The sequence below is a fragment of the Flavobacterium sp. UBA7663 genome (genome assembly GCF_002483315.1).
In the GTDB taxonomy this organism is placed as follows: domain Bacteria; phylum Bacteroidota; class Bacteroidia; order Flavobacteriales; family Flavobacteriaceae; genus Flavobacterium.
In genome coordinates this window covers 60267-83147 of the sequence record NZ_DLHR01000006.1, presented here as the reverse complement: position 1 = coordinate 83147, position 22881 = coordinate 60267, and the positions used below count along the sequence as shown (strand labels likewise).

At 31.6% G+C, this 22881-nt stretch carries 21 protein-coding genes and 1 tRNA gene; 11 read left to right on the top strand and 11 right to left on the bottom strand.

Translation table 11 applies throughout. The features are described from left to right. The first annotated feature begins 6 nt into the window (after positions 1-6). Both B2741_RS01035 and B2741_RS01030 read left to right on the top strand, forming a co-directional pair. Complete coding sequence (locus B2741_RS01035; protein WP_291134604.1) at positions 7-2991, top strand: type I restriction endonuclease subunit R; 2985 nt, start codon at positions 7-9, stop codon at positions 2989-2991. Beyond that, the gene (locus B2741_RS01030) at positions 2984-4072 is read left to right on the top strand and encodes a hypothetical protein (protein ID WP_291134602.1); all 1089 of its coding nucleotides are present in this window, start codon (positions 2984-2986) and stop codon (positions 4070-4072) included. The genes B2741_RS01035 and B2741_RS01030 overlap by 8 nt, the downstream gene beginning before the upstream one ends. Before the next feature lie 294 nt (positions 4073-4366). Here B2741_RS01030 and B2741_RS01025 read toward each other — a convergent pair whose 3' ends face one another. Further along, on the bottom strand, positions 4367-5590 hold the full coding sequence (locus B2741_RS01025) for a tyrosine-type recombinase/integrase (RefSeq protein WP_291134600.1): 1224 nt from the start codon (positions 5588-5590) through the stop codon (positions 4367-4369). Positions 5591-5657: 67 nt separating this feature from the next. Beyond that, positions 5658-5731, bottom strand: a tRNA-Met gene (locus tag B2741_RS01020). 150 nt (positions 5732-5881) lie between these two features. Between B2741_RS01020 and B2741_RS01015 the strand changes: the two genes are divergently transcribed. Together B2741_RS01015 and B2741_RS01010 are read left to right on the top strand one after the other, a co-directional pair. Beyond that, positions 5882-6274, top strand: coding sequence for an START-like domain-containing protein (locus B2741_RS01015; RefSeq protein WP_153199761.1), 393 nt, complete (start codon positions 5882-5884; stop codon positions 6272-6274). Between the two features lie 52 nt (positions 6275-6326). Beyond that, entirely contained in the window at positions 6327-7166 is an 840-nt protein-coding gene (locus B2741_RS01010; RefSeq protein ID WP_291134597.1) for an aminotransferase class IV, read from the top strand. Here the strand turns inward: B2741_RS01010 and B2741_RS01005 are convergent. The 5 genes from B2741_RS01005 to B2741_RS00985 all read right to left on the bottom strand — a co-directional run bounded on the left by B2741_RS01005 (position 7159) and on the right by B2741_RS00985 (position 11706). Continuing rightward, entirely contained in the window at positions 7159-7719 is a 561-nt protein-coding gene (locus tag B2741_RS01005) for a YqgE/AlgH family protein (RefSeq protein WP_291134595.1), read from the bottom strand. The genes B2741_RS01010 and B2741_RS01005 overlap by 8 nt on opposite strands. A gap of 120 nt (positions 7720-7839) precedes the next feature. Then, positions 7840-8118, bottom strand: a complete 279-nt coding sequence (locus B2741_RS01000; protein WP_111567791.1) for an HU family DNA-binding protein — start codon at positions 8116-8118, stop codon at positions 7840-7842. A 176-nt stretch (positions 8119-8294) separates the two neighbouring features. Beyond that, positions 8295-9242: a methionyl-tRNA formyltransferase gene (fmt, locus tag B2741_RS00995; RefSeq protein WP_291134593.1), complete on the bottom strand. Its 948-nt coding sequence runs from the start codon at positions 9240-9242 to the stop codon at positions 8295-8297. Next, positions 9242-11128, bottom strand: coding sequence for a RecQ family ATP-dependent DNA helicase (locus tag B2741_RS00990; protein WP_291134591.1), 1887 nt, complete (start codon positions 11126-11128; stop codon positions 9242-9244). Before B2741_RS00990 ends, fmt begins: the two co-directional genes overlap by 1 nt. Before the next feature lie 38 nt (positions 11129-11166). Beyond that, a complete protein-coding gene (locus B2741_RS00985) occupies positions 11167-11706 on the bottom strand; it encodes an ATP-binding protein (protein ID WP_291134588.1) in 540 nt (179 codons plus the stop codon). Between the two features lie 125 nt (positions 11707-11831). Between B2741_RS00985 and B2741_RS00980 the strand changes: the two genes are divergently transcribed. From B2741_RS00980 to B2741_RS00965, 4 genes are all read left to right on the top strand, one after another. After that, a complete protein-coding gene (locus B2741_RS00980) occupies positions 11832-12116 on the top strand; it encodes a DUF493 family protein (RefSeq protein WP_133610909.1) in 285 nt (94 codons plus the stop codon). A 7-nt stretch (positions 12117-12123) separates the two neighbouring features. Continuing rightward, a complete protein-coding gene (locus tag B2741_RS00975) occupies positions 12124-12825 on the top strand; it encodes a DUF4290 domain-containing protein (RefSeq protein ID WP_291134586.1) in 702 nt (233 codons plus the stop codon). A gap of 8 nt (positions 12826-12833) precedes the next feature. Further along, complete coding sequence (murA, locus tag B2741_RS00970; RefSeq protein WP_291134584.1) at positions 12834-14144, top strand: UDP-N-acetylglucosamine 1-carboxyvinyltransferase; 1311 nt, start codon at positions 12834-12836, stop codon at positions 14142-14144. Positions 14145-14215: 71 nt separating this feature from the next. Beyond that, positions 14216-14983: a sulfite exporter TauE/SafE family protein gene (locus tag B2741_RS00965; protein ID WP_291134582.1), complete on the top strand. Its 768-nt coding sequence runs from the start codon at positions 14216-14218 to the stop codon at positions 14981-14983. Between the two features lie 36 nt (positions 14984-15019). Here B2741_RS00965 and B2741_RS00960 read toward each other — a convergent pair whose 3' ends face one another. From B2741_RS00960 to B2741_RS00950, 3 genes are all read right to left on the bottom strand, one after another. Beyond that, positions 15020-17485, bottom strand: coding sequence for a DUF5686 and carboxypeptidase regulatory-like domain-containing protein (locus B2741_RS00960; protein ID WP_291134580.1), 2466 nt, complete (start codon positions 17483-17485; stop codon positions 15020-15022). A gap of 46 nt (positions 17486-17531) precedes the next feature. Continuing rightward, positions 17532-17945: a type II 3-dehydroquinate dehydratase gene (gene aroQ, locus B2741_RS00955; protein ID WP_291134578.1), complete on the bottom strand. Its 414-nt coding sequence runs from the start codon at positions 17943-17945 to the stop codon at positions 17532-17534. 75 nt (positions 17946-18020) lie between these two features. Next, on the bottom strand, positions 18021-18575 hold the full coding sequence (locus B2741_RS00950; protein ID WP_291134576.1) for a porin family protein: 555 nt from the start codon (positions 18573-18575) through the stop codon (positions 18021-18023). A gap of 305 nt (positions 18576-18880) precedes the next feature. Here B2741_RS00950 and B2741_RS00945 point away from each other — a divergent pair, with 305 nt between their 5' ends. From B2741_RS00945 to xerD, 3 genes are all read left to right on the top strand, one after another. Further along, entirely contained in the window at positions 18881-19474 is a 594-nt protein-coding gene (locus B2741_RS00945) for an outer membrane beta-barrel protein (protein ID WP_291134574.1), read from the top strand. Positions 19475-19608: 134 nt separating this feature from the next. Beyond that, on the top strand, positions 19609-20193 hold the full coding sequence (locus B2741_RS00940) for a porin family protein (RefSeq protein WP_291134572.1): 585 nt from the start codon (positions 19609-19611) through the stop codon (positions 20191-20193). A 74-nt stretch (positions 20194-20267) separates the two neighbouring features. Beyond that, positions 20268-21167, top strand: coding sequence for a site-specific tyrosine recombinase XerD (gene xerD, locus B2741_RS00935; RefSeq protein WP_291134570.1), 900 nt, complete (start codon positions 20268-20270; stop codon positions 21165-21167). Positions 21168-21267: 100 nt separating this feature from the next. On the opposite strand, the gene rny is transcribed toward xerD, so the two are convergent. Beyond that, positions 21268-22830 carry a ribonuclease Y gene (gene rny, locus B2741_RS00930; RefSeq protein WP_291134568.1) on the bottom strand — a complete coding sequence of 521 codons (1563 nt, stop codon included), beginning with the start codon at positions 22828-22830 and terminating at the stop codon, positions 21268-21270. Positions 22831-22881 lie beyond the last annotated feature (51 nt).

The window sequence follows — 22881 nt, the reverse complement described above, 5'->3', positions numbered from 1 at the left end:
ATAATTATGAGCATCACAACCGAAAACACATTCGAAACTGCTATTGTGCACTCGCTTATCGAAAAAGGCGGATATACATTAGGGAATACCAGTGAATATACTATAGATTTAGGTTTCTTTAGAAGAGATATTATTGATTTTTTACAAAGTTCGCAACCAAGTAAATGGGAGAAAATCAAAGCTATTCACGAAAAAGATGTTGAAAACAGAGTTTTACAACGACTTTATAAAGAACTCGATCTAAGAGGTAGTTTAGATGTACTACGAAATGGTTTTACGGATTATGGTGTTCGTTTTCAAATGGCATTTTTCAAACCAGTATCAGGTTTAAATCCAGATGCTTTAGCATTATATGCAAAAAACGAGTTAAAAATCCATCGTCAAGTTTATTTCAGTAAACAGAATACTAATTCTGTTGATTTGGTAATTTCACTAAATGGAATACCAATAGCAACTTTAGAATTAAAAAATCAATTCACAGGTCAAAATGTAAAGAATGCCTTAAAACAATACAGTACAACTAGAGACAATAGAGAACTATTATTTGCTTTCAAAAAAAGAACTTTAGTACATTTTGCCGTTGACCAAGATGAGGTTTTTATGACTTCAAAATTGGATGGTATCAAGACCTTTTGGCTACCATTCAACAAAGGCTACAATAGAGGCAAAGGAAATCCTCCAAACAAAGAAGGATATAAAACACAGTATTTATGGGAAGATATTTTAGCAAAAGACAGTTGGTTGGAAATCATTCAAAGTTTTGTGCATCTTCAAACTGAAGAAATTGAAATGGAAGGAAAAATATTCAAAAAAGAAAAACTTATTTTTCCACGTTTCCATCAATTAGACGCAGTTAGAAAAATTGGAGCGGATGCAATAGTAAACGGAGCAGGTAAAAATTATCTAATTCAACATTCAGCCGGTTCAGGTAAAAGTAATTCCATAGCATGGTTGGCTTATCGATTGTCAAGTTTGCATAACGATACTGATGAAAGAATATTTGATAGTGTTATTGTAGTTACCGATAGAAAAGTTTTAGACCAACAATTACAAAATACCATTTACCAGTTTGAACACAAAACAGGAGTGGTACAAAAAATTGATAAAGACAGCTCTCAACTTGCCAGTGCAATTGGTTATGGCACGAATATCATCATTACAACATTGCAAAAATTCCCTTATATAATCGACAAAGTAAATGAATTGCCAGATAGAAAATATGCGGTAATTATTGATGAAGCACACAGTTCACAAGGAGGCGAAGCAAGTAAAAAGTTAAAAGAAGTATTGGCATTAAAATCATTTGAAGACGCTGAAAAAGAAGAGGAAGATGACTTCACATCAGATGATTACATTAGAGAACAAGTAGAAAAATCGGCTTTATCAAGAGGGAAACAAACAAACATTTCATTTTTTGCTTTTACAGCAACACCAAAATACAAAACACTTCAAGTCTTTGGACATAAAGATGCAAATGGTAAACCAGTACCATTCCATTTATATGCAATGCGTCAAGCCATCGAAGAAGGGTTTATTTTAGATGTACTAAACAATTACACTACTTATGAATTATACTTTAAGTTAACAAAAGCAATAGAAGACGATCCAAAACTAAATCGTAAAAAAGCATCTAAAGCAATTGGGAAGTATGTTTCATTACATCCTTATAATTTAGCTCAAAAAACTGAAGTAATAATTGAGCATTTTCGCCAAGTAGTAGCAAAGAAAATCGGAGGAAAAGCAAAAGCAATGTTAGTATGTGGCTCAAGATTACATGCTAAAAGATATTTTGAAGAATTCGATAATTATATAAAAGAAAAAGGGTATGAAAATGAAATTAAAGTATTAGTAGCGTTTTCAGGTAAAGTCATAGATAATAATTTTCCGGACGGTGTTTCAGAACCAGAATTAACTGGTTTTGGAGAAAGAGAATTGCCGGAAGTTTTTGATAAAGACGATTATAAAATCCTCATTGTAGCAGATAAATACCAAACTGGTTTTGACCAACCGTTACTGCATACCATGTATGTAGATAAAAAACTTTCTGGAGTAAAAGCAGTACAAACATTATCAAGACTAAACAGAATCTGTCCGGGAAAAGAAGATACATTTGTATTAGATTTTGCTAATGAAAGACAAGCAATTTTAGATTCGTTTCAGCCATACTATGAGATAACATCAGTTACAGAGGAAACAGATGTAAACCATTTATATGATTTAAAAACGAGATTAGACCAATTTTTAGTGTATTGGGAAAATGAAGTAAACGCATTTGCGAATGTTTATTTCAACCCTATAACAAAAATAAATAATGCAAAAGAGCAAAAATATTTATACAGTTTTACCGATCCAGCAATAGAAAGGTTTAAAGAAATAAAAGAAGAAGATAAGAAAGATGAATTCAAAAAAGGAATACGTTCTTGGACAAATCTTTACGCTTTTCTTTCACAGATTATGCCATTTACAGACCAAGATTTTGAGAAATTTTATGCTTATGCGAAACTATTACAAATCCGTTTGCCCAAAAGAGATTTAACAGAAAGTTTAGAACTAGGAGATGAAATTGCGTTAGAGTATTATAGACTTCAAAAAATAAAAGAAGGCTCAATTGATTTAATCAAAGGAGAAGACGGAGAATTAAGCGGAACAACAGAAGCAGGTTTAAAAAGAGAAAAAGAAGAGGAAGCTTTATTGTCGGAAATTATAACAATTCTTAATGACCGTTTCGGAACTGAATTTGAAGAAGCTGATAAATTATTTTTCGACCAGATAGAAGCTGAGTTATTGTTAGATGAAACATTACAAGTTCAAGCAAAAGTTAACAAAATAGATACTTTTAAATATGCTTTTGAAGACTTATTTGTAACAAAACTTATTGAACGAATGGATCAAAATCAAGAAATCTTCGAGAAAATACTTGAAGACAAATCTTTTGGTGATTTAGTAAAAGAAATGATGATGAAAAAGATATACAGTAAGATGAATGAATAATAAAATCTATACAATTGAATCCAGAGAAAACTCATATTTAGAAGTTACAAAAGAATATTTTAAACTTTCTGATAGACAAATGTATGATGTTATTCAGGAGGCCTTTAATCATTTTATTGAAAATTTACACTCAAAAAAGAGAATAGAATATAAAAATTTAAGGAATGTATTGACTCCTAATATTAATAAAAAAGAAATCGCTCTTGTTTTTGATATTTCAAAAATAAATTCCACATGGTATGGTTATGAAGTTTTTGAAAAAGTAATCCCAATATTTGACAAAAAAACAAAGCATAGTATTTTATCGGGCGATTTATTTTTAGAAAATAGTTTCTTAAAGATGAAGTTTCTTAGGGAAATTAAAACAATAAAACTTGAAGATGTATTTAGGCTCAATAATTATTATATTGTATATGTTAATAATATTTCAAATACACTATTCAAAAAGTTCAACGATGAGCTTAGTAAATATAATCCATATATTGGATATATTGATACAAGCCATCAATCAGATTTAAAAACAATTTTATCATTTATTCTATGTAAAATATGTATTATAGATGAAAAAGAAGTCATTCTTCCTTATGAAGATGAGGATTGGGAGACCAATGAAAATACACAAGGATTGCCATTTGATAAAAATAATTTTGCAATAAAGAGTATTCCTAATCTATATTACGATTTGTTTTTGTCATATAAAATTGAACGAGAGGACATAAATGGATACAGTTTAGACACCCAAATTGCAATAAATTCAATAACTCCAATAGTAAGTGATTTATCAAATCTAAATATTGAAATTGAAGTTTCAAAGTTTGATTATCTCCTAACAGAAAAAATAGGTAAACTTAAAAAAGCACAATTTGAAAACTATTCAATTAAAGATTTTGAAAAATTAATAAAAGAAAAAATAAAGGATAACTATATTTATGAAATGTCAGAGTTAAAAGAACATAACGTCATAAAATTTAACATTATTATAGAATTAGAGGTTCAACATTCTAAAGAAAGGGTTAAATGTCAAGCTACACTTCATTATCAGCCCGAAGAAAAAAAATTAAAATTGATTACATTTTTTTAGTGTTTTTTAAAGTCAACTTAGAAAGTATCATAGCAATCCTAGCAAATGTAGCAACAATTTTAGTAGCTGCTAAAAATGATACGCCTTTAATTTTACTTTTTAGACACCTTTTTTTTTTCTCATTAATTTTAGCGTGCCGCAAACTTTCCTTGTATAGTATTAAGTCCATTCAGGATTCAAACCTGTGACCTGTGGTGATTAAAAATGGAGGTGTTTGAATATTTTTTACTGAAATTTTTCAATAAAATTTAGCTTATCTAATATTTAAAATCATATCAAAAAAACATTTTAACTTTACAAATACCTCGAATAATCCTCAGGAATATAAGCATTAATTTCCCTTAAGTATTTTCTTAACGCAGTTTTGCTTGTATGTCCCGTTATAGCCATGATATTAGATTCAGCTTCTTCTGGTGTCATTTCTTTGATAAAGGTGTTGTAGAGCTTAGTTATGAAGGTATGTCTAAAACTGTACAATCCGTAATCTTTACCTAATTTGAATTTCTTTTTAACTTCTAAAAAATAATCAGAGAAGTCATTTCTTCGACTGGTTTCCGTTGCTTCCCAGTATTGTCCAAAATCTTTTCTTCCAAATAAATAAGCATCTTTTGGATATTCTGTAATATTAGGCAGTTCATCAATTAAAACTTGTGGGATTCTTTTTAATTTGAATCCTGTTTTGGTTTTAATTTTTAAAATTTTATCATTTAAATCGATATCTCCAATTGTAATACGATTTACTTCTACAGGTCTTAAAAAGTTGTAAGAAATGAATTTAACATATAAGGAAAGAAGCTTATTATTTTGATCTAAATAATCAAATATTTTAGTTTCCTCAGAACTGGTATATGATTTATTCTTTTCAGGATTACTTTTTAAAACAGGAATTTTATGAATAAAATTTTCCGGAATGATTTCATTATCTGCTAAAACGGTAAGAATTGTGCTAATATCGGTACGAGTATTATTTCTATTTTTTGCTGAGGTAGCAATTAAAATTTCATTTAGATAGGTAGTAATTACTTTTTTATTGACAGAAGTAATCAATCTATTTTTAAAACCATTTTCGTTTAGCCATTTTTCAAAACGAAGAATTCTTCCTTCTAAACCTTTATATGAAGTTTCAGCTAAAGTACTTTTTTTGATATTTAAGGCAAATGTAAAAGCTTCTTTTATAGATTTACTTTCAGATTCTTCTTCAAAGTTAAATTTGTTTTCTGGATTGTATGGATTAAATCCATCTTTTAAAAGAAGTGATAAATTTCGTTGCATAGTTTTCAACCACAACAATCGTTCTCTCTTTTCTAAGTGTTGAGGAGCGTAAATATTGTTTGGAAACCTTTCAAGAGGACCATCAGCCTTTTTACGAAAAGAAAAATAAACATACCAACGCTTTGATAAATCACCATCAGCATCATAGATTTTTGGTTCCGAATATTTCTTTTTTTCTTTCAAAACGTGTTCAAAATCGTGTTCAAAAACGTGTTCACTTTGCAAATATCGTAAAAAATTAGACATAAAAAAAGCAGGATTAAATTGCTCTAATCCTGCGTAAAATCTAACTTTTTGATTTTTAAAAAACTTGTAGCGAGGACGGGAGTTGAACCCGTGACCTCAGGGTTATGAATCCTGCGCTCTAACCAACTGAGCTACCTCGCCAAAGGTCGGTGTGACATCCTTGTTGAATGCGGGTGCAAATATAAAACTATTTATATTCTTTGCAAATATAATTTTGTAAAAAAATAAATAAAATGTTTTTTTGTATATTCAATTAATTCTATATATATTTCCAACTTAAATATTACAATAATGAGTGCAAAAGTAAAATATGAATTAGAATTCCCCATTCAATCTTCGCCACAGTTGCTATATCAATACATTTCTACACCATCTGGTTTGTCGGAATGGTTTGCCGATAACGTAAATTCAAGAGGTGAGTTTTTTACTTTTATTTGGAATGACTCGGAAGAGAAAGCAAAATTAGCCTCTAAGAAAACAGGTGAGCGTATTAAGTTCAGATGGTTAGAAGAAGATAATACTGAAACCGATTACTTTTTTGAATTAAAAATTATGGAAGATGAAATTACTAAAGACGTTTCTATCGTAATTTCTGATTTTGCTCACGAAGATGAATTAGATGAATCTAAATTATTGTGGGAAAATCAAATTTCTGACCTAAAACATGTATTAGGTTCCGTTTAAAAAATCAATTATATAAGTTATATTTGTCCCGATTTAAAAATCGGGATTTTTTATGGTAAATTGTAACGGGAATATTCAGGAAAATAGCGCAATTCTTATTGATTCTAACAGAGGTTTTTTATTTGGAGATAGTGTTTTTGAAACCATTAAAGTGCTGGATAATAAAGTGCTTTTTCTGGAAGATCATTATTTTAGATTGATGGCTTCAATGCGTATTTGCCGCATGGAAATTCCTATGAATTTTACCATGGAATATTTTGAATCGCAAATTTTAAATCTAATTGCTACATTTTTAGATTCTAATTCATATCGTGTTCGCTTTTCTGTTTACAGAGATTCGGATGGTTTTTATTTGCCAAAAAATAGAAACGTGCAATTTATAGTAACTGCTTCTTCATTAAATTCTGACTTATATGTTATCGGTAAAGAAACTTATGAAGTCGAATTATATAAAGATTTCTATGTTTCAAAACAATTGCTTTCCACTTTAAAAACCAATAATAAAATGCTTCAAATTACTGGAAGTATTTTTGCAGACGAAAATGGTTATGATAACTGCTTAGTTTTAAATGACGAAAAGAATGTGGTGGAAGCTTTACAAAGCAACTTGTTTATGAAAACGGGTAATGTAGTGCTAACTCCTCCAGTTTCTGATGGTTGTTTAAACGGAATTATGCGCAAACAAGTACTTGAAATTTTGAAAAAAATAGAAGGAATCGAAGTTAAAGAAGCTTCAATTTCTCCCTTTGATTTGCAAAAAGCGGATGAGTTATTTTTAACTAATGTAATTTCGGGAATTCAACCTATAACTAAATATCGTAAAAAAGAATACACTACTGAATTTACTTCAGATGTACTTAAAAGATTGAATGCTAAAATCCGACTTAGTTAAGCATTGGGTTTTCTGGTGCGTTTGAAAATAACACGTATTCGCCACCTTGCTCAATTATCTTTTCTTTCCAGAATAAAGTGCTAGCTTTTGAAAGTAGTTTATTTTTCAAGGTGTTTTCAGTTACAATCCAAGAGTTTTCTTGCATCTCCATTTCTAGTTGGTTCACACTCCAACCACTATAGCCAAGGAAAAAACGAATGTGGTTTTTCGTAATTCTTCCTTCGTTTATCAATTGTTTGGTGGTTTCAAAGTCGCCACCCCAATAAATTCCATTTGAAATTTCAACGCTATTTGGAATAATATCTGGAATATTGTGGATGAAATATAAATTGTCCTGTTCAACAGGACCACCATTATATATTTTAAAAGAAGCTTCAATTTCGGGAAGCAAGTCATTGATAGTGTAGTTCAAGGGCTTGTTTAAGATAAAACCAATTGAGCCTTCATTGTTATGCTCGGCTAATAAGACCACAGAGCGATTGAAAGAAACATCGCCTAAAATCGAAGGTTCCGCAATTAGCAGATGACCTTTTTTTGGTAAAGTTGATATCATATTTCTGTAGTTAATTAATTAAAGTTATCAAAAAAAAATTACAAATTCAAAATATTCTCGATGAATTGCAAAAAAAGAGTCCCGATTTGCATCGGGACTCTCTTATTTTATGTAACAAAATTATTTTTTGTTTACTGCACCTTCTAATTCTGCACCAGCTTTGAATTTTACTACGTTTTTAGCAGCAATTTTGATAGTTTTACCAGTTTGAGGGTTTCTACCATCTCTTGCAGCTCTTTTAGATACTGACCAAGAACCGAAACCTACTAAAGATACTCTTCCACCTTTGTTTAAAGTTCCTTCAACATTGCTTAAAAATGATTCTAAAGCTAATTTAGCAGCTGCTTTTGTAATACCAGCAGAAGCTGCCATTGCATCGATTAATTCTGATTTGTTCATGATTAAAGTTATTTATAATTGGTTAAACTTAATTATTTATCACAAATTTAGCGGTATTGTTGAACTACGCAAGTATTCGCGCTATTTTTCGACTAAAATGTTAATAAAATAGATTAAATGTTAATAACATTGTTTGTTTTTTTAATTTTCACCTTTAAATATAGTGTTTTCAAGGCTTAAAGCACTATTGCATTTTCTGAAAACGAAATTCCATTTAATAATTCGTGAGCTAACATTCTTTTCTTTCCAGGAAATTGTAAACTTTCGATTTTTAAAATACCATCTTTTGTAACAATAAAAATCTCTTTTTTAGTAGTAGTAATCTTTCCAATACTTTCCGAATGTGCTTTTTCTTCAAAACTTGCCGAATAGATTTTAACATTCCATTCTTGCTCGCCATCTTTAATATAAGTCCAAGCCGCAGGATAAGGAGATAAACCTCTAATTAAATTAAAAATGGTTTGTCCTGATTGCGACCAATCAATTTTGCAATTGTCTTTATTTAATTTGTAAGCCGTTTTAACATCAGGATTGTTTTCTTGTAATGTAGTAGTCGCTTTTCCTGATTCAATTAATTGAAGTGTTTCTAAAACAGTATCACTTCCTAAGTGCATCAAGCGGTCGTGTAACTCACCAGCAGTTTCGCTTGCACCGATTTCCGTTTCTTTACTTAAAATCATCGCGCCTGTATCAATTTTATCGTCAATAAAGAATGAAGTAACTCCTGTCTTGGTTTCTCCATTGATAATTGCCCAATTAATAGGTGCAGCACCACGGTATTCTGGTAATAAAGAAGCATGAAGATTAAATGTTCCTAATTTTGGCATTTTCCAAACTACTTCAGGCAACATTCTAAAAGCAACAACGACTTGTAAATTGGCATCTAAACTTTTTAATTCGGCTAAAAATTCTTCCGATTTTAAATTGGTTGGTTGTAACAAACGTAAGTTTTTTTCTAGTGCATACTCTTTAACCGCACTCATGCTTACTTTTTGTCCACGACCTGCTGGTTTGTCAGGAGCAGTGATAACGCCTACAACATTATAGTTGTTTTTGTAAATAGTATCCAGAATCCCAACGGCAAAATCGGGCGTTCCCATGAATACAATTCTAAGTTTTTCCATTATATAAGGTAATATTGATTGTTTGAATTGATTTTGATTCGATTATTTTCTAATAATAATTGAATCGCAAAGATAGTGGCTTCTGAAGAAATGTGAAGTTGGTTTTCAATTTCTCTCGAGGTTAAAGGACTTTTTTCTAATAATTGAATAACGGATTTTGTTATTTCAACAGGATTAGCTTTTTTTTTAGACGTACAGTACGAACAAATGCCACAATCTTCTTTGGTGATTTCATCAAAATAGGCCAGAAGCATTTTGTTTTTACAAGTAGCTTCATCAGAAATGTAATAAACGACATTTTGAAATTGGTCTTGTTTTAATTTATTTTGATGTTCTAAAAATTTCGCAACACGGTTAATTGTCAAATCGTCTTCTCTTACTTCATTGAAAGTGATGCTACTATCGTTATTTTTTGCATGTAAAATTATACATTGACTTGCTGCTAATTTATCAATTACTTCTTCCACATGTACATCTGTAGTGTTTGCTTTTTTGGCTACTAAATGCGGATTAATTGTGGTTTCTACCTCAAAAATTCCAGAATAGGTTCTTAAAATCGTAGTAATAACAGGTTCATCGTGTGGATGTAAACTAATGTAACGAATCACTTCTTTGCTCGGAATGATAAACTGTAAGCTTATTCTTTCTGTAGATTCGCTTTGGAACGTCAGAATTCCTTGTCGATCTAAAAATTGTAAGCTATTAAAAGTTGCAATTATAGGAAATTGATAATGCGCACAAAATTGGTTCAAATTGAAAGCAAAACTTTCATTATATCCTTCTCCGTAAGCAATTTGAAAGTAATTGTTTAGTTTAACATAAACATCTCTAATAAATTTTTTATCGGGTAAAATATCAATAAATTGGGTTTTGGTATAACCAATATCAGTAGCATTAGTTAAGATAATTCCGAATGCTTTTTCACCATTTCTTCCTGCTCTTCCCGCTTCTTGATAATAATTTTCAAGGTTTTCAGGTAGTTGAATGTGAATAACCGTTTTTACATCGGGTTTGTCAATTCCCATTCCAAAAGCATTCGTTGCAACAATGACTTGAGATTTATTCTCCAACCACGATTGCATGTTTTTCTCTTTCTCTTTTGCAGGCAATCCACCGTGGTAAATTGTTGAAGTAAATCCCAATTGATTCAACTGTTGTGAAGTTTCAATACACGATTTACGATTACGAACATAAATAATAGAAGATTGCGGATTTTTAGTTAAAATCTGCTGTATTTTGAAAAGCTTATCTTCGGTTTTAATCACATGATAAGCTAAATTTTCTCTAGTAAATGACTTTATAAATACTTTCGGGTTAACCAAAGCTAAATTCCTACAAATGTCTTCTTGAACTCTTTTATTGGCCGTAGCCGTAAGCGCTAAAAACGGAGTAGTAGGGAAGTGTTCTTTTAAAGCCGAAATTTTCAAATACGCCGGTCTAAAATCATGTCCCCATTGGCTCACACAATGCGCTTCGTCAATAGCAATAAGGTTTATGAGTAATTGTTTTAAGCGCTCAACTATCCAGTCATGTTGTAAGCGTTCGGGAGAAAGGTATAAGAATTTGTAATTTCCGAATTGGCAATTGTCTAAAATATCTATAACATCATCTTGAGAAATGCCACCAGTTAAAGCAATTGCCTTAATGTTTTTGCTTTGTAAATTTTGCACTTGGTCTTTCATTAAAGCAATCAAAGGAGAAATCACTAAACAAATTCCGTTTAATTGAATAGCCGGAATCTGAAAACATACCGATTTTCCTCCTCCAGTAGGTAAAAGGGCAAACGTATCATTACCACTTAAAACCGATTGAATGATTTCTTCTTGAGGTTCTCTAAAGCTATCGTGTTTCCAATATTTTTGAAGAATTTGTAAGGCTTCAGACATGTGAATTGGCTTTTAGAAACACTAAGTTACAAAAAAAATTATTTAACAAGATGTTTCATAATAAAATCCACACGATTTTCTACAGTGTCTTTTGGAACTTCTGTAATCGAATAACCATATTTTTTGTAGGTTTCCATCAAATGTTCGTGAATTAAAACCGCTTGTTCGTAATTTTCATAACGCTCGGCATCACTTACATAAATTTCTTTCCATGGTGGTAAAACAAAAATTGCTGAATATTTGTGGTCTTGACATGCTTTATCAAAAAACGCAGGATATGAATCCCCAATGTAATGCATGTACGCTAAAACATCTGGAATACCTCTGTCTAAAAAAATAATGTTCGCTTCTTCATTTAAAGCTTCTTTGAATTGTCTTTTTCTGCCTTCCAATAGTAATTCACTGAATAAAAGTGGTTTTTCTAAGAACAATTGTTCTATTCCTTGTTCTTGTGCTTCACGTATAACTTCACGCGAAACTTCAGGATAACAAGTGTGTCCTTTTTCTTTTAAAGCCTCTATTAAGGTGGTTTTTCCAGAGCTTGGTCCACCAATTAAAACCACAATTTCTTTATTCATATTGGAAATACTAAGGCGCAAAAGTAAGTTTTTTTAAAAATCTAATCAACTTAAAAATTTATAACTTACTACAATATAATTCTGAACATAAAAAAGTATATTTGCTTTTCCAATACGAAATGATGATGGATAAGAAAACAGAAGATTTTTACGCAAGATTAAAAGAAGAGTTAACCAATTCAACACTTTGGCCTTCAGAGTATTTGTATAAGTTTATTATGCCTTCAGATGTGCATAGTATTGCTAAGGTAGAAGCGGCATTTAATGATATGGGCGCGGTTATTACTACACAACAATCTAAAACAGGGAAATTTACCAGTGTTTCTATTAGTGTAACTATGGCAAGTCCTCAAAATGTGATAGATAAATACATTGAAGTCTCAGATATCGAAGGCATCATTTCATTATAAAAAAAACATGCAAGAAGAAGTAAGTTATTTAGAATATAATTCAGAACGTCCGCATTTGATTATTCCAGAATATGGAAGACATTTGCAGAAATTGATTGACCAAGCCACCGAAATAGAAGATCGTGAAGAACGAAACAAAGCGGCTCGATACATTATTTCGGTAATGGGATCTTTGAATCCGCATTTAAGAGATGTTTTAGATTTTCAACATAAACTTTGGGATCAGTTGTTTATTATGTCCGATTTTAAATTGGATGTAGATTCGCCTTATCCAATTCCATCAAAAGATATTTTAACTCAGAAACCAGATCGTTTAAAATATCCTCAAAATTTCCCAAAATATCGTTTTTACGGAAATAACATCAAATACATGATTGATGTAGCAAACAGCTGGGAAGAAAGCGAATTGAAAAATGCTTTAGTCCTAGTAATCGCTAATCACATGAAAAAATGTTACTTGAGTTGGAACAAAGACACGGTAACCGATGAAGTGATTTTCGAACATTTATTAGAACTTTCTGGAGGAAAATTAAATCTTTCTAAATCCAATGAAGAACTTTCAAATACACACGATTTAATGAAAGTGAATAAGAAAGTTTCGAATAAAACACAATTTGGTCCAAGTAAAGTTGGGATTATCAAGAAAAATAACAACCCAAAAGGGCATTTGAACAAGAACAATCAAAATAAAAATACATTTAAAAAATAGGCAGTTGCATGGGAACATTTAAAATCGAAGGAGGAAAAGCGTTAAAAGGAGAAATTACACCTCAAGGTGCAAAAAATGAAGCACTACAAGTTTTATGTCCTGTTTTGCTAACTTCTGAAAAAGTAAGAGTAACAAATATTCCAGATATCATTGATGTTAACAAATTGATTACACTTTTAGGTAATTTAGGCGTTAAAATTCAAAAAAATGGACCTGGTGATTACACGTTTCAAGCCGATGAGGTAAATGTAAACTACTTAAAAACCGAAGCATTCAAAAAAGAAGGTGGAAGTTTGAGAGGTTCTATTATGATTGTTGGACCTTTATTAGCGCGTTTTGGTTGTGGATACATTCCAAAGCCAGGAGGTGATAAAATTGGACGTCGTCGTTTAGATACACATTTTGAGGGTTTTATTAACCTAGGAGCTAAATTCAGATACGAAAGAGAAGACCATTTCTATGGAGTGGAAATCGATGGAAGATTACAAGGTTCTTACATGTTATTAGACGAAGCTTCTGTAACGGGTACTGCCAATATTGTAATGGCAGCGGTTTTAGCTGAAGGAACAACAACTATTTATAATGCTGCTTGTGAACCTTACTTACAACAATTGTGTAAAATGTTAAACTCTATGGGAGCTAAAATTTCTGGAGTAGGGTCTAACTTATTAACGATTGAAGGAGTTGAAACGTTAGGCGGATGTGAGCACAGAATTTTACCAGACATGGTAGAAATTGGTTCTTGGATTGGTCTTGCTGCTATGACAAGAAGTGAAATTACGATTAAAAATGTGAGTTGGGATAATTTAGGACAAATTCCAAACGTGTTTAGAAAATTAGGAATTACTTTAGAAAGAAGAGGAGAAGATATTTACATTCCAGCTCATAAAGATGGATACGAAATTAAAACCGATATCGACGGTTCTATCTTAACGGTTTCTGATGCGCCATGGCCAGGATTTACACCTGACTTGTTAAGTATCGTTTTGGTAGTTTGTACACAAGCAAAAGGCGATGTTTTAATTCACCAAAAAATGTTTGAAAGCCGTTTGTTCTTCGTGGATAAATTAATTGATATGGGAGCAAAAATTATGTTGTGTGATCCACACAGAGCGGTGGTTATGGGGCATAATTTCCAATCGCAATTAAAAGCAACTACAATGAGTTCACCCGATATTAGAGCCGGGATTTCATTATTAATTGCCGCTTTAACTGCAAAAGGAACGTCAACCATTCAAAATATCGAACAAATCGACAGAGGTTACGAGCGCATAGACGAAAGACTTCGTGCTATTGGAGCTAATATCGTAAGAGTATAAATTCAGTTCTCAGTTTTCAGTCACAGTAAGCAGTTTTATTGTGACTGAAAACTGTGACTGACTACTAAAAAATGGAAACCTACATCATCATTTTTCTCTGCATAGCTTCCTTCGTAGCTGGTTTTATCGATGCTATTGTAGGTGGTGGTGGACTAATTCAAACACCAGCAGCTTTAATTTTATTACCTAATGTACCCGTTGCGTCTATTATAGGAACATTGAAAATTCCAGGTTTCAGTGGAACAAGTATGGCAACCTATCACTATTTGAAATCGGCAAAAGTGAATTGGAAGTTATTTATAGTATTAGCAATTGTTTCTTTTACATTTGCTTATTTAGGTTCGAGTTTACTCAACGTAATGCAAAACGATTTCATGAAACCCTTACTTTTTGTGGTTTTGATTTTGCTCTTGCTTTATACTTATTTCAAGAAAGATTTCGGACAATTTCAAATCGATAAACTTACCCAAAAGCAAACTTACCTCTACGGAATTATAATTGCTGTTTTTTTAGGTTTTTACGATGGCTTCATCGGACCTGGAACGGGAAGTTTGTTAATTATGGCTTTTATCGCAATATTAGGTTTCGATTTTTTAAAAGCTAATATTTATGCGAAATTAGTTAACTTGGCTACCAACATTGGTTCCATTACTTTATTCGTCTTAAAAGGAAAAATCATTTGGACAATTGCTATTCCTATGGCAATTTGCAATGTTACCGGTTCGTGGTTAGGAGCAAGATTAGCCATTTCAAAAGGAAACGGATTTATTAGAATCTTCTTCTTAATTGTGGTAGGATTAGCGTTACTTCGTTTTGGATATGATGTGTTTTTTAAATAAAAAAGCACTCCTTTAATTGAAGTGCTTCTTGTTATTTTAGAATTTCACCCCAAACATCACGCCATCGCCTTGAAAACCGTTTTGGTAACTTCTTACATAATCAACTCGTAAGAACCTAAATTTTCCAAAACCAATATTATCAAATCCAACAGTAAATTCTTGATACGGTTTCATGTTTGGAATGTTCAACTGATGAAAACCTCCAATTAAATTCCATTGTAGTTTGTTTAGCAACGGAATCTTATTCATAATGTAGCCTTTAAAATTGTGCTCAATATGCGTTTCCAAATACGCATCATTCGTAGAATGTGTATAGTATGGAAGCAAATTAAATGAGTTCAAGGAATTGTTCAACAAGTTTATATGTGTTTGATTACCATTGAAATGTTTGTAATCTACGAATGAGATATTATCAGCATTAAAGAATTTCCCTGTTTTAATGCGTAAGCCAAAATCTCCTTTGTTTCCTATGGTTTTGTTGTAATCAACTGTTCCGCTGATTAAATCATAATGATAATTACTGTTCGAAGCACCAAATGCTTTCTCATAGTAAAGACTCAATATTGGATAATCATCATTTTGAATGTTGATTTTTCCATCTGGGCGCGAAATGTATTTTTGACCAAAACGAATACGCGTTCCTAAACTAGCTTTCATGATATGATGCTTTTCAAACGGAACCGAAGTATAATTATCAGGCTGTAACGGATCATTCGAAAAATACAAATCATCATTTTTAATAATAGTATAATCGGTGTTGTTGAATAACGCTCTTCGGTTTTCGTACAACAATTTACCTGAAGCAAAAACACCATTGGTAACTTCTTTTCCGTAGTTAATTTCTGCAAATTCTTTATTGTACAATTTCATGTAATTGTTTTTAAAGAATAAAGTAGCTACCGAATTTACCAAATTACTAATAGGTTCATTTGGGTTAAACTGACTAATAGCACTTCCACCACTTAAACTGATGTAAGCGTTATTGCGGTTGTTAAATCGGTGGTAATATCTTCCATTAACACGCAATCTATCTTCTGAAAATCCATAATTAAATGTAGAAGAGATAGAAGTAAATTTTCCTGTTTCTTCATTCCATTTTCTAAAAGAGAATCCGCTATTCAAATTATAACCTTGTACTGTATTAAAACTCATCGAGCCTATATTAGTAAGTCCTTGATAATTGAAATTCCAATTTTTATACGTGTTTTTATAGCTATAACCCGTAATAATTTTATGGAATTTAAATTTGTTTCCTTTGGCATCAATAGAATCTAAATATACTTGCGATTTTCTTATGGTTTGTATGCTGTCTTTTTTAACGTAATTGGTAGTTTCTTCATCTGTTAATGGCACAGGTCTGTATTCATTCCAATACGTTTCTTCTTTTTTATTAGCATTTTCTGCAAACGTTACTACTTCTTTTCCAAAGGTTTTCTTTTCAAAAGCATCTTTAAAAACATAATTGGTAAAAACATGGGTAAATTTTCCAGCGAATTTCATTCCGAATATCCCGGCATTAAAATCTAACGTTTGAATGTTTTTTGCCCAAATTTTATTTTCGCTATTGTAACTGAAATTTTGTGTCAGTTTCATAGTTTCTAAAATAGGCTGTTGCATACGATACCCTTTAATGTCTAAATCAATTCCGTAAATTGCCCAAGTATCTTCTACTATATAAATGTAACCTTCAAAAACAGGTTCTTTGTCACGCTTTGGTGTTACTTGTATTTTGTTGATTAACTGGTTTTTATCGTCGTAAAAGGTGCTTTCCAATTTGTATTTGTAATAATTGAAAGCATTATCAGCAATAGGAGAAACCATATTGATTCCGAAATCTACATAATTTTCGTAGAAATCATAATTGGTATTTAGTGCGGTGTTGTAGCTAAATCCGTTATCATCACCAGCAATTTTAGAAGCAATAATTTCTTCCTTTAAATTATCTGGCTTTTGAAATTTAATTTTTGAAACCGTTTCCGATTGGTAAATAATACCACTTCGGGTAGAATCCAAGTTGCCTTCTAAATCACCAATTTCAACACCCATGAATTTTTTAGGAATGTCTTTGGCTTTAAAAACGCCTCTCGAATAAAAATCGGCTTCAAACTTATCGGTTTTAGCAGCATTCTTCTTTTTGCTTTTAATAGCGTTTCGGATAATTTCATTGGCTGGATTTTCACCATTTGTAACTACAACTTCTTTCAGCTGAAAATCTTCTTCCATTAATATGACATCAAATTCGTAAGGAAATTGAGAAATAGCAAGAATATGTTTCTGAGTTTTAAATCCCAAATACTGAAATATCAAATGTACATTACCTTTCTCATTCGTGTTCAATTCGTATTTACCTAATTCATTTGAAGTGGTGCCTATATAGGTGTTCTCTATATATATGTTTACAAACGGAAGCGGATTTCCATCTTTATCTTTTATAGTTCCTTTTATTTGAGAAAAAGAAAGAGTTGTAAAAGCGAAAAATAAAGCAAATAAAATTTTATTCATGGAGGTGTTTATTTTAATAGACGTTTATTTCTAAAGAAAGGTTGTATTAAACAAAAGATTTTAAAGCTAATTCATAACTCTGTAATCCGAAACCAATAATGACTCCTTTTGCGTTTGGGGAAATATAAGATTGATGACGAAAAGATTCTCTAGAAAATGTGTTGGAAATATGAACTTCAACAACAGGTGTAGTAATGGCTTTAACAGCATCGCCAATTCCTATAGATGTATGCGTGTAAGCACCTGCATTTAAAACAATGCCATTATAGGAAAAACCAACTTCTTGTAATTTAGAAATAATTTCTCCTTCAATATTACTTTGAAAATAATCTAATGTTAGCGTTGGAAACTGAATTTGTAATTTTTCAAAATATGATTCAAAAGTTTCATTTCCATATACTTCGGGTTCTCTTTTTCCTAATAAATTAAGATTTGGACCGTTTATAATGATAATTTTCATGTGGATTGTTTTTGTAAAAATAAAAAAACCATTCCTTTTGAGAATGGTTTTAGTAAAATATTATGAACTTTCGTATTAAAACATATAACCTACTGAAAATTGTATTACCGAGTTTTTTACATCAGCATCTTGTTTGGCTTCGGTTAAACCTGCAACATAGCGTCCAGAAACAAATAAACCATCAGTTATTTTATAACTCAATCCGCCAGCTAGTCCAAAATCAAATGAATTGGTGTCATTTGTATCTACTTCGTTTCTTTCACTTACTAATACAGAGGCTTGTGGGCCCAGTTCTAAACTTAGTTTGTTTGAAGTTAAATAAAATTTTGCAAGCACGGGCAATGATAAGTAGCCCAACTCATTTTTAACTTGCTCGCCAAAACCTTCTAATTCCGAACCTTGTGTAGAATAAAGAAGCTCAGGTTGAATGGCAAAGTTTTCAAACACTTTTAACTCCATAACAGCACCAACATGATAACTTGTTATGGTTTTAAAATCTACACCTGATATGTCTCCACCGGTATAGTTAGCAAAATTAACACCACCTTTTAATCCAAATTTCAGCATTTGAGCCTGTGAAAAACCAGTTCCTAGAACCAGTAAAATCAATGTTGCAATTGTTCTTTTCATATTGAATAGTTTTCTTAAGTAACGCTTGCTAGCGCTTTTTAGTATAATTACCGACGAAATGCATATTTTAACGTTTTTTGGATTTAATTGATTGTCAGCTATTTATGTTTTTTTTGAATTTTATTTAGGATGGTTTTTTTATTAAAAAAACTTTAAATTTTATTTTTTTTTAATTCTCAAGTGCTTGATTATGAGTATTTTTTGTTTTACTTGTTAATAAATTTGTTAATAACATAACAAAATTTGTTATTTTGTGTAGAAAAATGCTATAAATTTGCCCTATTAACTTTAAATTTAAACTAAACATGAAAAAAGTTTTATTATCTGCTGTAGCATTATTAGCTTTTGGTTTTGCTAACGCACAAGAAGAAAAAGCAAACGAAGGTTTTGCTAAAGGTGATGTTTTTGTAACTGGTGCTTTTACATTAGGATCTGAAAAAACAGGTGATGTGAAATCTAGTTCTTTCGAAATCGCTCCACAAGTTGGTTATTTCTTAACTGAAAACATCGCAATTGGTGGTAAATTAGGTTACAAAGCTGACAAAGCTGAAAATGCTGGTGGTGATACTCAAGATGATGCTGGTTTCACAGTTGGTGCTTTTGGTCGTTACTATTTTACTCCTGCGTCTAAATTTTCTTTATTCGCTCAGTTAGGTTTAGATTATTCTTCTATGGAAGATAAATTAGCTACTGATTATACTGAAGCTGAATTAGGTTTAGGTTTAGGAGCTGGTTTAAACTACTTCGTATCTTCTAACTTCTCTATCGAAGCTGGTGTAGCTGTATTAGGTTACTCTTCTAACGATAACGGTGGTGGAAGTGGAGTTGACAAAACTAACAATTTCTCTTTCGGTGGAGACTGGAGAGCAGTTACTTTCGGAGTTAACTACAAATTCTAATTTGTAAAACAAATAAGTCAAAAATCCCGCTTCGGCGGGATTTTTTTGTTTATCTATTTTTTGTTTATTTCGTCGGATATATTTCTTTAATGAGTAAGTTTTCTTACATTTGCACAAACTTTAAAAATAGTATAATGAAAAAAATGGTATTTGCTGCATTAGGAGTAATGGTTTTCGGATTTACAAATGCACAAAATAGAGAAAAAGGTGCAATCGAGTTAATTCCTCAAATTGGTTATTCAAGTGCTAACTACTATGGTGAAGAAAATTTAAATAATTCTTCAATATCAAGTGTTACATTTGGTGTGGGTGCAGATTATTTTTTCAATGATAGATGGAGTTTACGTTCGGGATTGCATTATCAAACAATGGGGTCAAAACTTAGTTCAAGTTATGAGGAAAAGTTGAATTATTTATCTGTTCCGGTAAATGCGAATTGGCATTTTGGTTCTACAAGAAAATGGAATTTAAATTTCGGGCCAAGTTTTGGATTTTTAATGTCTGCAAAAGGTGATGGTGAAGATATTAAAGATTTAGCGAATATTTTTCAATTTGGTTTAGCTTACGGTATTGGATATAAGATTGAAGTTAGTGAAAAAATAAGTATATTGATTGATTTTCAAGGAATGACAGGTCTTTCTGAAGTTCCTAAGGATAGTGATTTTACAATTAAAAATGCTTATAGTGCATTTAATATTGGTGGAGTTTTTAAATTGTAGTTTCAGTATAAAAATTATTTTAATCCCGATTATTCGGGATTTTTTTATTGTGTTAAATTGCTTACATTTGAAATATGAGCACTTGGCAATCATACATTAAAGAATATCAAAATTATCTGCGATTAGAACGTGGTCTTTCAAAGAATACCATTGAAAATTATACGTTTGATATCGAAAAATTAGTGTTGTTCTTACATCAGCACGAGATTACCGTTTCTCCAATTCAAATTTCTGAAGAAACTATTCAGCAATTCATTTACGAAATTTCATCAAAAGTCAATGCTCGTAGTCAATCACGCGTCATTTCTGGATTAAAGAGTTTTTTTAATTACTTAGTTTTCGAAGATTATAGGAAAGACACTCCATTAGAATTAATAGAAGTGCCAAAAACTGGCAGAAAATTACCTGATACTTTAGCTACTGAGGAAATTGATGCGTTAATCTCGGCAATAGATTTATCTACTCCAGAAGGCGAGCGCAACAGAGCTATGCTGGAAACGTTATACAGTTGTGGTTTGCGTGTTTCGGAATTGGTGGGTTTAAAGATTTCAGATTTATTTTTTGAAGAAGGGTTTATTAAAATTACAGGAAAAGGAAATAAACAACGTTTTGTGCCTGTAGGGAGCTCTACAATTAAATATATTACTTCTTATTTAAATCTGATACGAGTGCATTATCCGGTGCAAAAAGGGCATGAGGATACGCTTTTTCTAAATAGGAGAGGAAGGCAATTAACGCGTGCGATGGTTTTTACGATTATAAAAGATTTAGCGGTAAAAATCAACTTAAATAAAACAATAAGTCCACATACATTCAGACATTCCTTTGCAACTCATTTATTAGAAAATGGTGCCGATTTACGCTCTATACAATTAATGCTCGGTCACGAATCGATTACTACTACCGAAGTGTATATGCATTTGGATAGAAAATTCTTGTCGGAAGTTTTGAATAATTATCATCCACGTAAATAGTTAACAGTCTCAGTTTTCAGTCACAGTACTATAACATGCAAAAAAAAGATGTTTCAAAATTGAAACATCTTTTTTTTATCTGTCAACTGCGACTAAAATATTATTTTGCAATATTCACTGCTCTAGTTTCACGAATAACCGTAATTTTCACTTGACCAGGATATGTCATTTCAGTTTGAATTTTTTGAGAAATATCGAACGATAAGTTTACTGCAGCATCATCAGATACTTTTTCACTTTCTACAATAACACGTAATTCTCTACCTGCCTGAATTGCATAAGCGTTTTTCACTCCGTTGAATCCGAAAGCGATATCTTCTAAATCTTTTAAACGTTGGATATAAGAATCTAATACTTGTCTTCTTGCTCCAGGGCGTGCTCCAGAAATAGCATCACAAACTTGGATAATTGGAGAAATCAATGATTTCATTTCGATTTCGTCGTGGTGAGCTCCAATAGCGTTACAAACTTCTTCTTTTTCGCCATATTTCTCAGCCCATTGCATACCTAAGATTGCGTGAGGTAATTCACTTTCTGTATCAGGTACTTTTCCAATATCGTGTAATAAACCAGCTCTTTTAGCTAATTTAACGTTTAATCCTAATTCAGCCGCCATGATACCACATAACTTAGCAACTTCTCTTGAGTGTTGTAATAAGTTTTGTCCGTATGATGAACGGTATTTCATTCTTCCTACTACTTTAATTAATTCAGGGTGTAATCCGTGGATTCCTAAATCAATAACCGTACGTTTTCCAGTTTCGATAATCTCTTCGTCAATTTGTTTAGCTGTTTTAGCTACCACTTCTTCAATACGAGCTGGGTGAATACGTCCGTCAGTTACTAATTTGTGAAGTGCTAAACGAGCTATTTCTCTTCTTACAGGATCAAAACAAGATAAGATGATAGCTTCTGGTGTGTCATCAACAATGATTTCAACTCCAGTTGCAGCTTCTAAGGCTCTAATGTTACGACCTTCGCGACCAATGATTCTACCTTTAACATCATCAGATTCAATATTAAATACCGATACACAGTTTTCTACTGCTTCTTCAGTACCTACACGTTGAATAGTGCTAATGATGATTTTCTTAGCTTCTTGATGCGCTGTCATTTTTGCTTCTTCAACCGTGTCTTGGATGAATGACATTGCATTTGTTTTGGCTTCTGCTTTTAAGCTTTCTACCAATTGTTCTTTAGCCTCTTCAGCCGATAAACCAGAAATTACTTCTAATTGTTCTACCTGACTTTTGTGAAGTTTGTCTATTTCTTGTTGTTTTTTGTCTAAAAGTTCAATTTTAGTTGAATATTCAGCAATTTTAGCTTCAGCTTCATCATTTACTTTTTTCGCTTTAGCTAATTCATTAGAAATTTGAGATTCTTTGTCTCTTGTTCTTTTTTCAGCTTCTGCTGTTTTTTTATCTCTAGCTAAAATTACTTGTTCGTGTTCTGCTTTTAGTTCTAAAAACTTTTCTTTAGCTTGTAGGATTTTCTCTTTTTTGGTTGCTTCAGCTTCAGCTTTAGCGTCTTTTAAAATTGAACCTGCTTCTTTTTTTGCGTTTTTAATAAGGTTTGAAACATTGCTTTTCTCTAAAAATTTAGCGATTCCAAAACCTCCAGCAAGACCAACAACAATTCCAATTATTATACTTAGTATGTCCATATGTGTGTTAAAAAATTATATAAAAAAAGCCTACATTAGGTGTTTGTATAA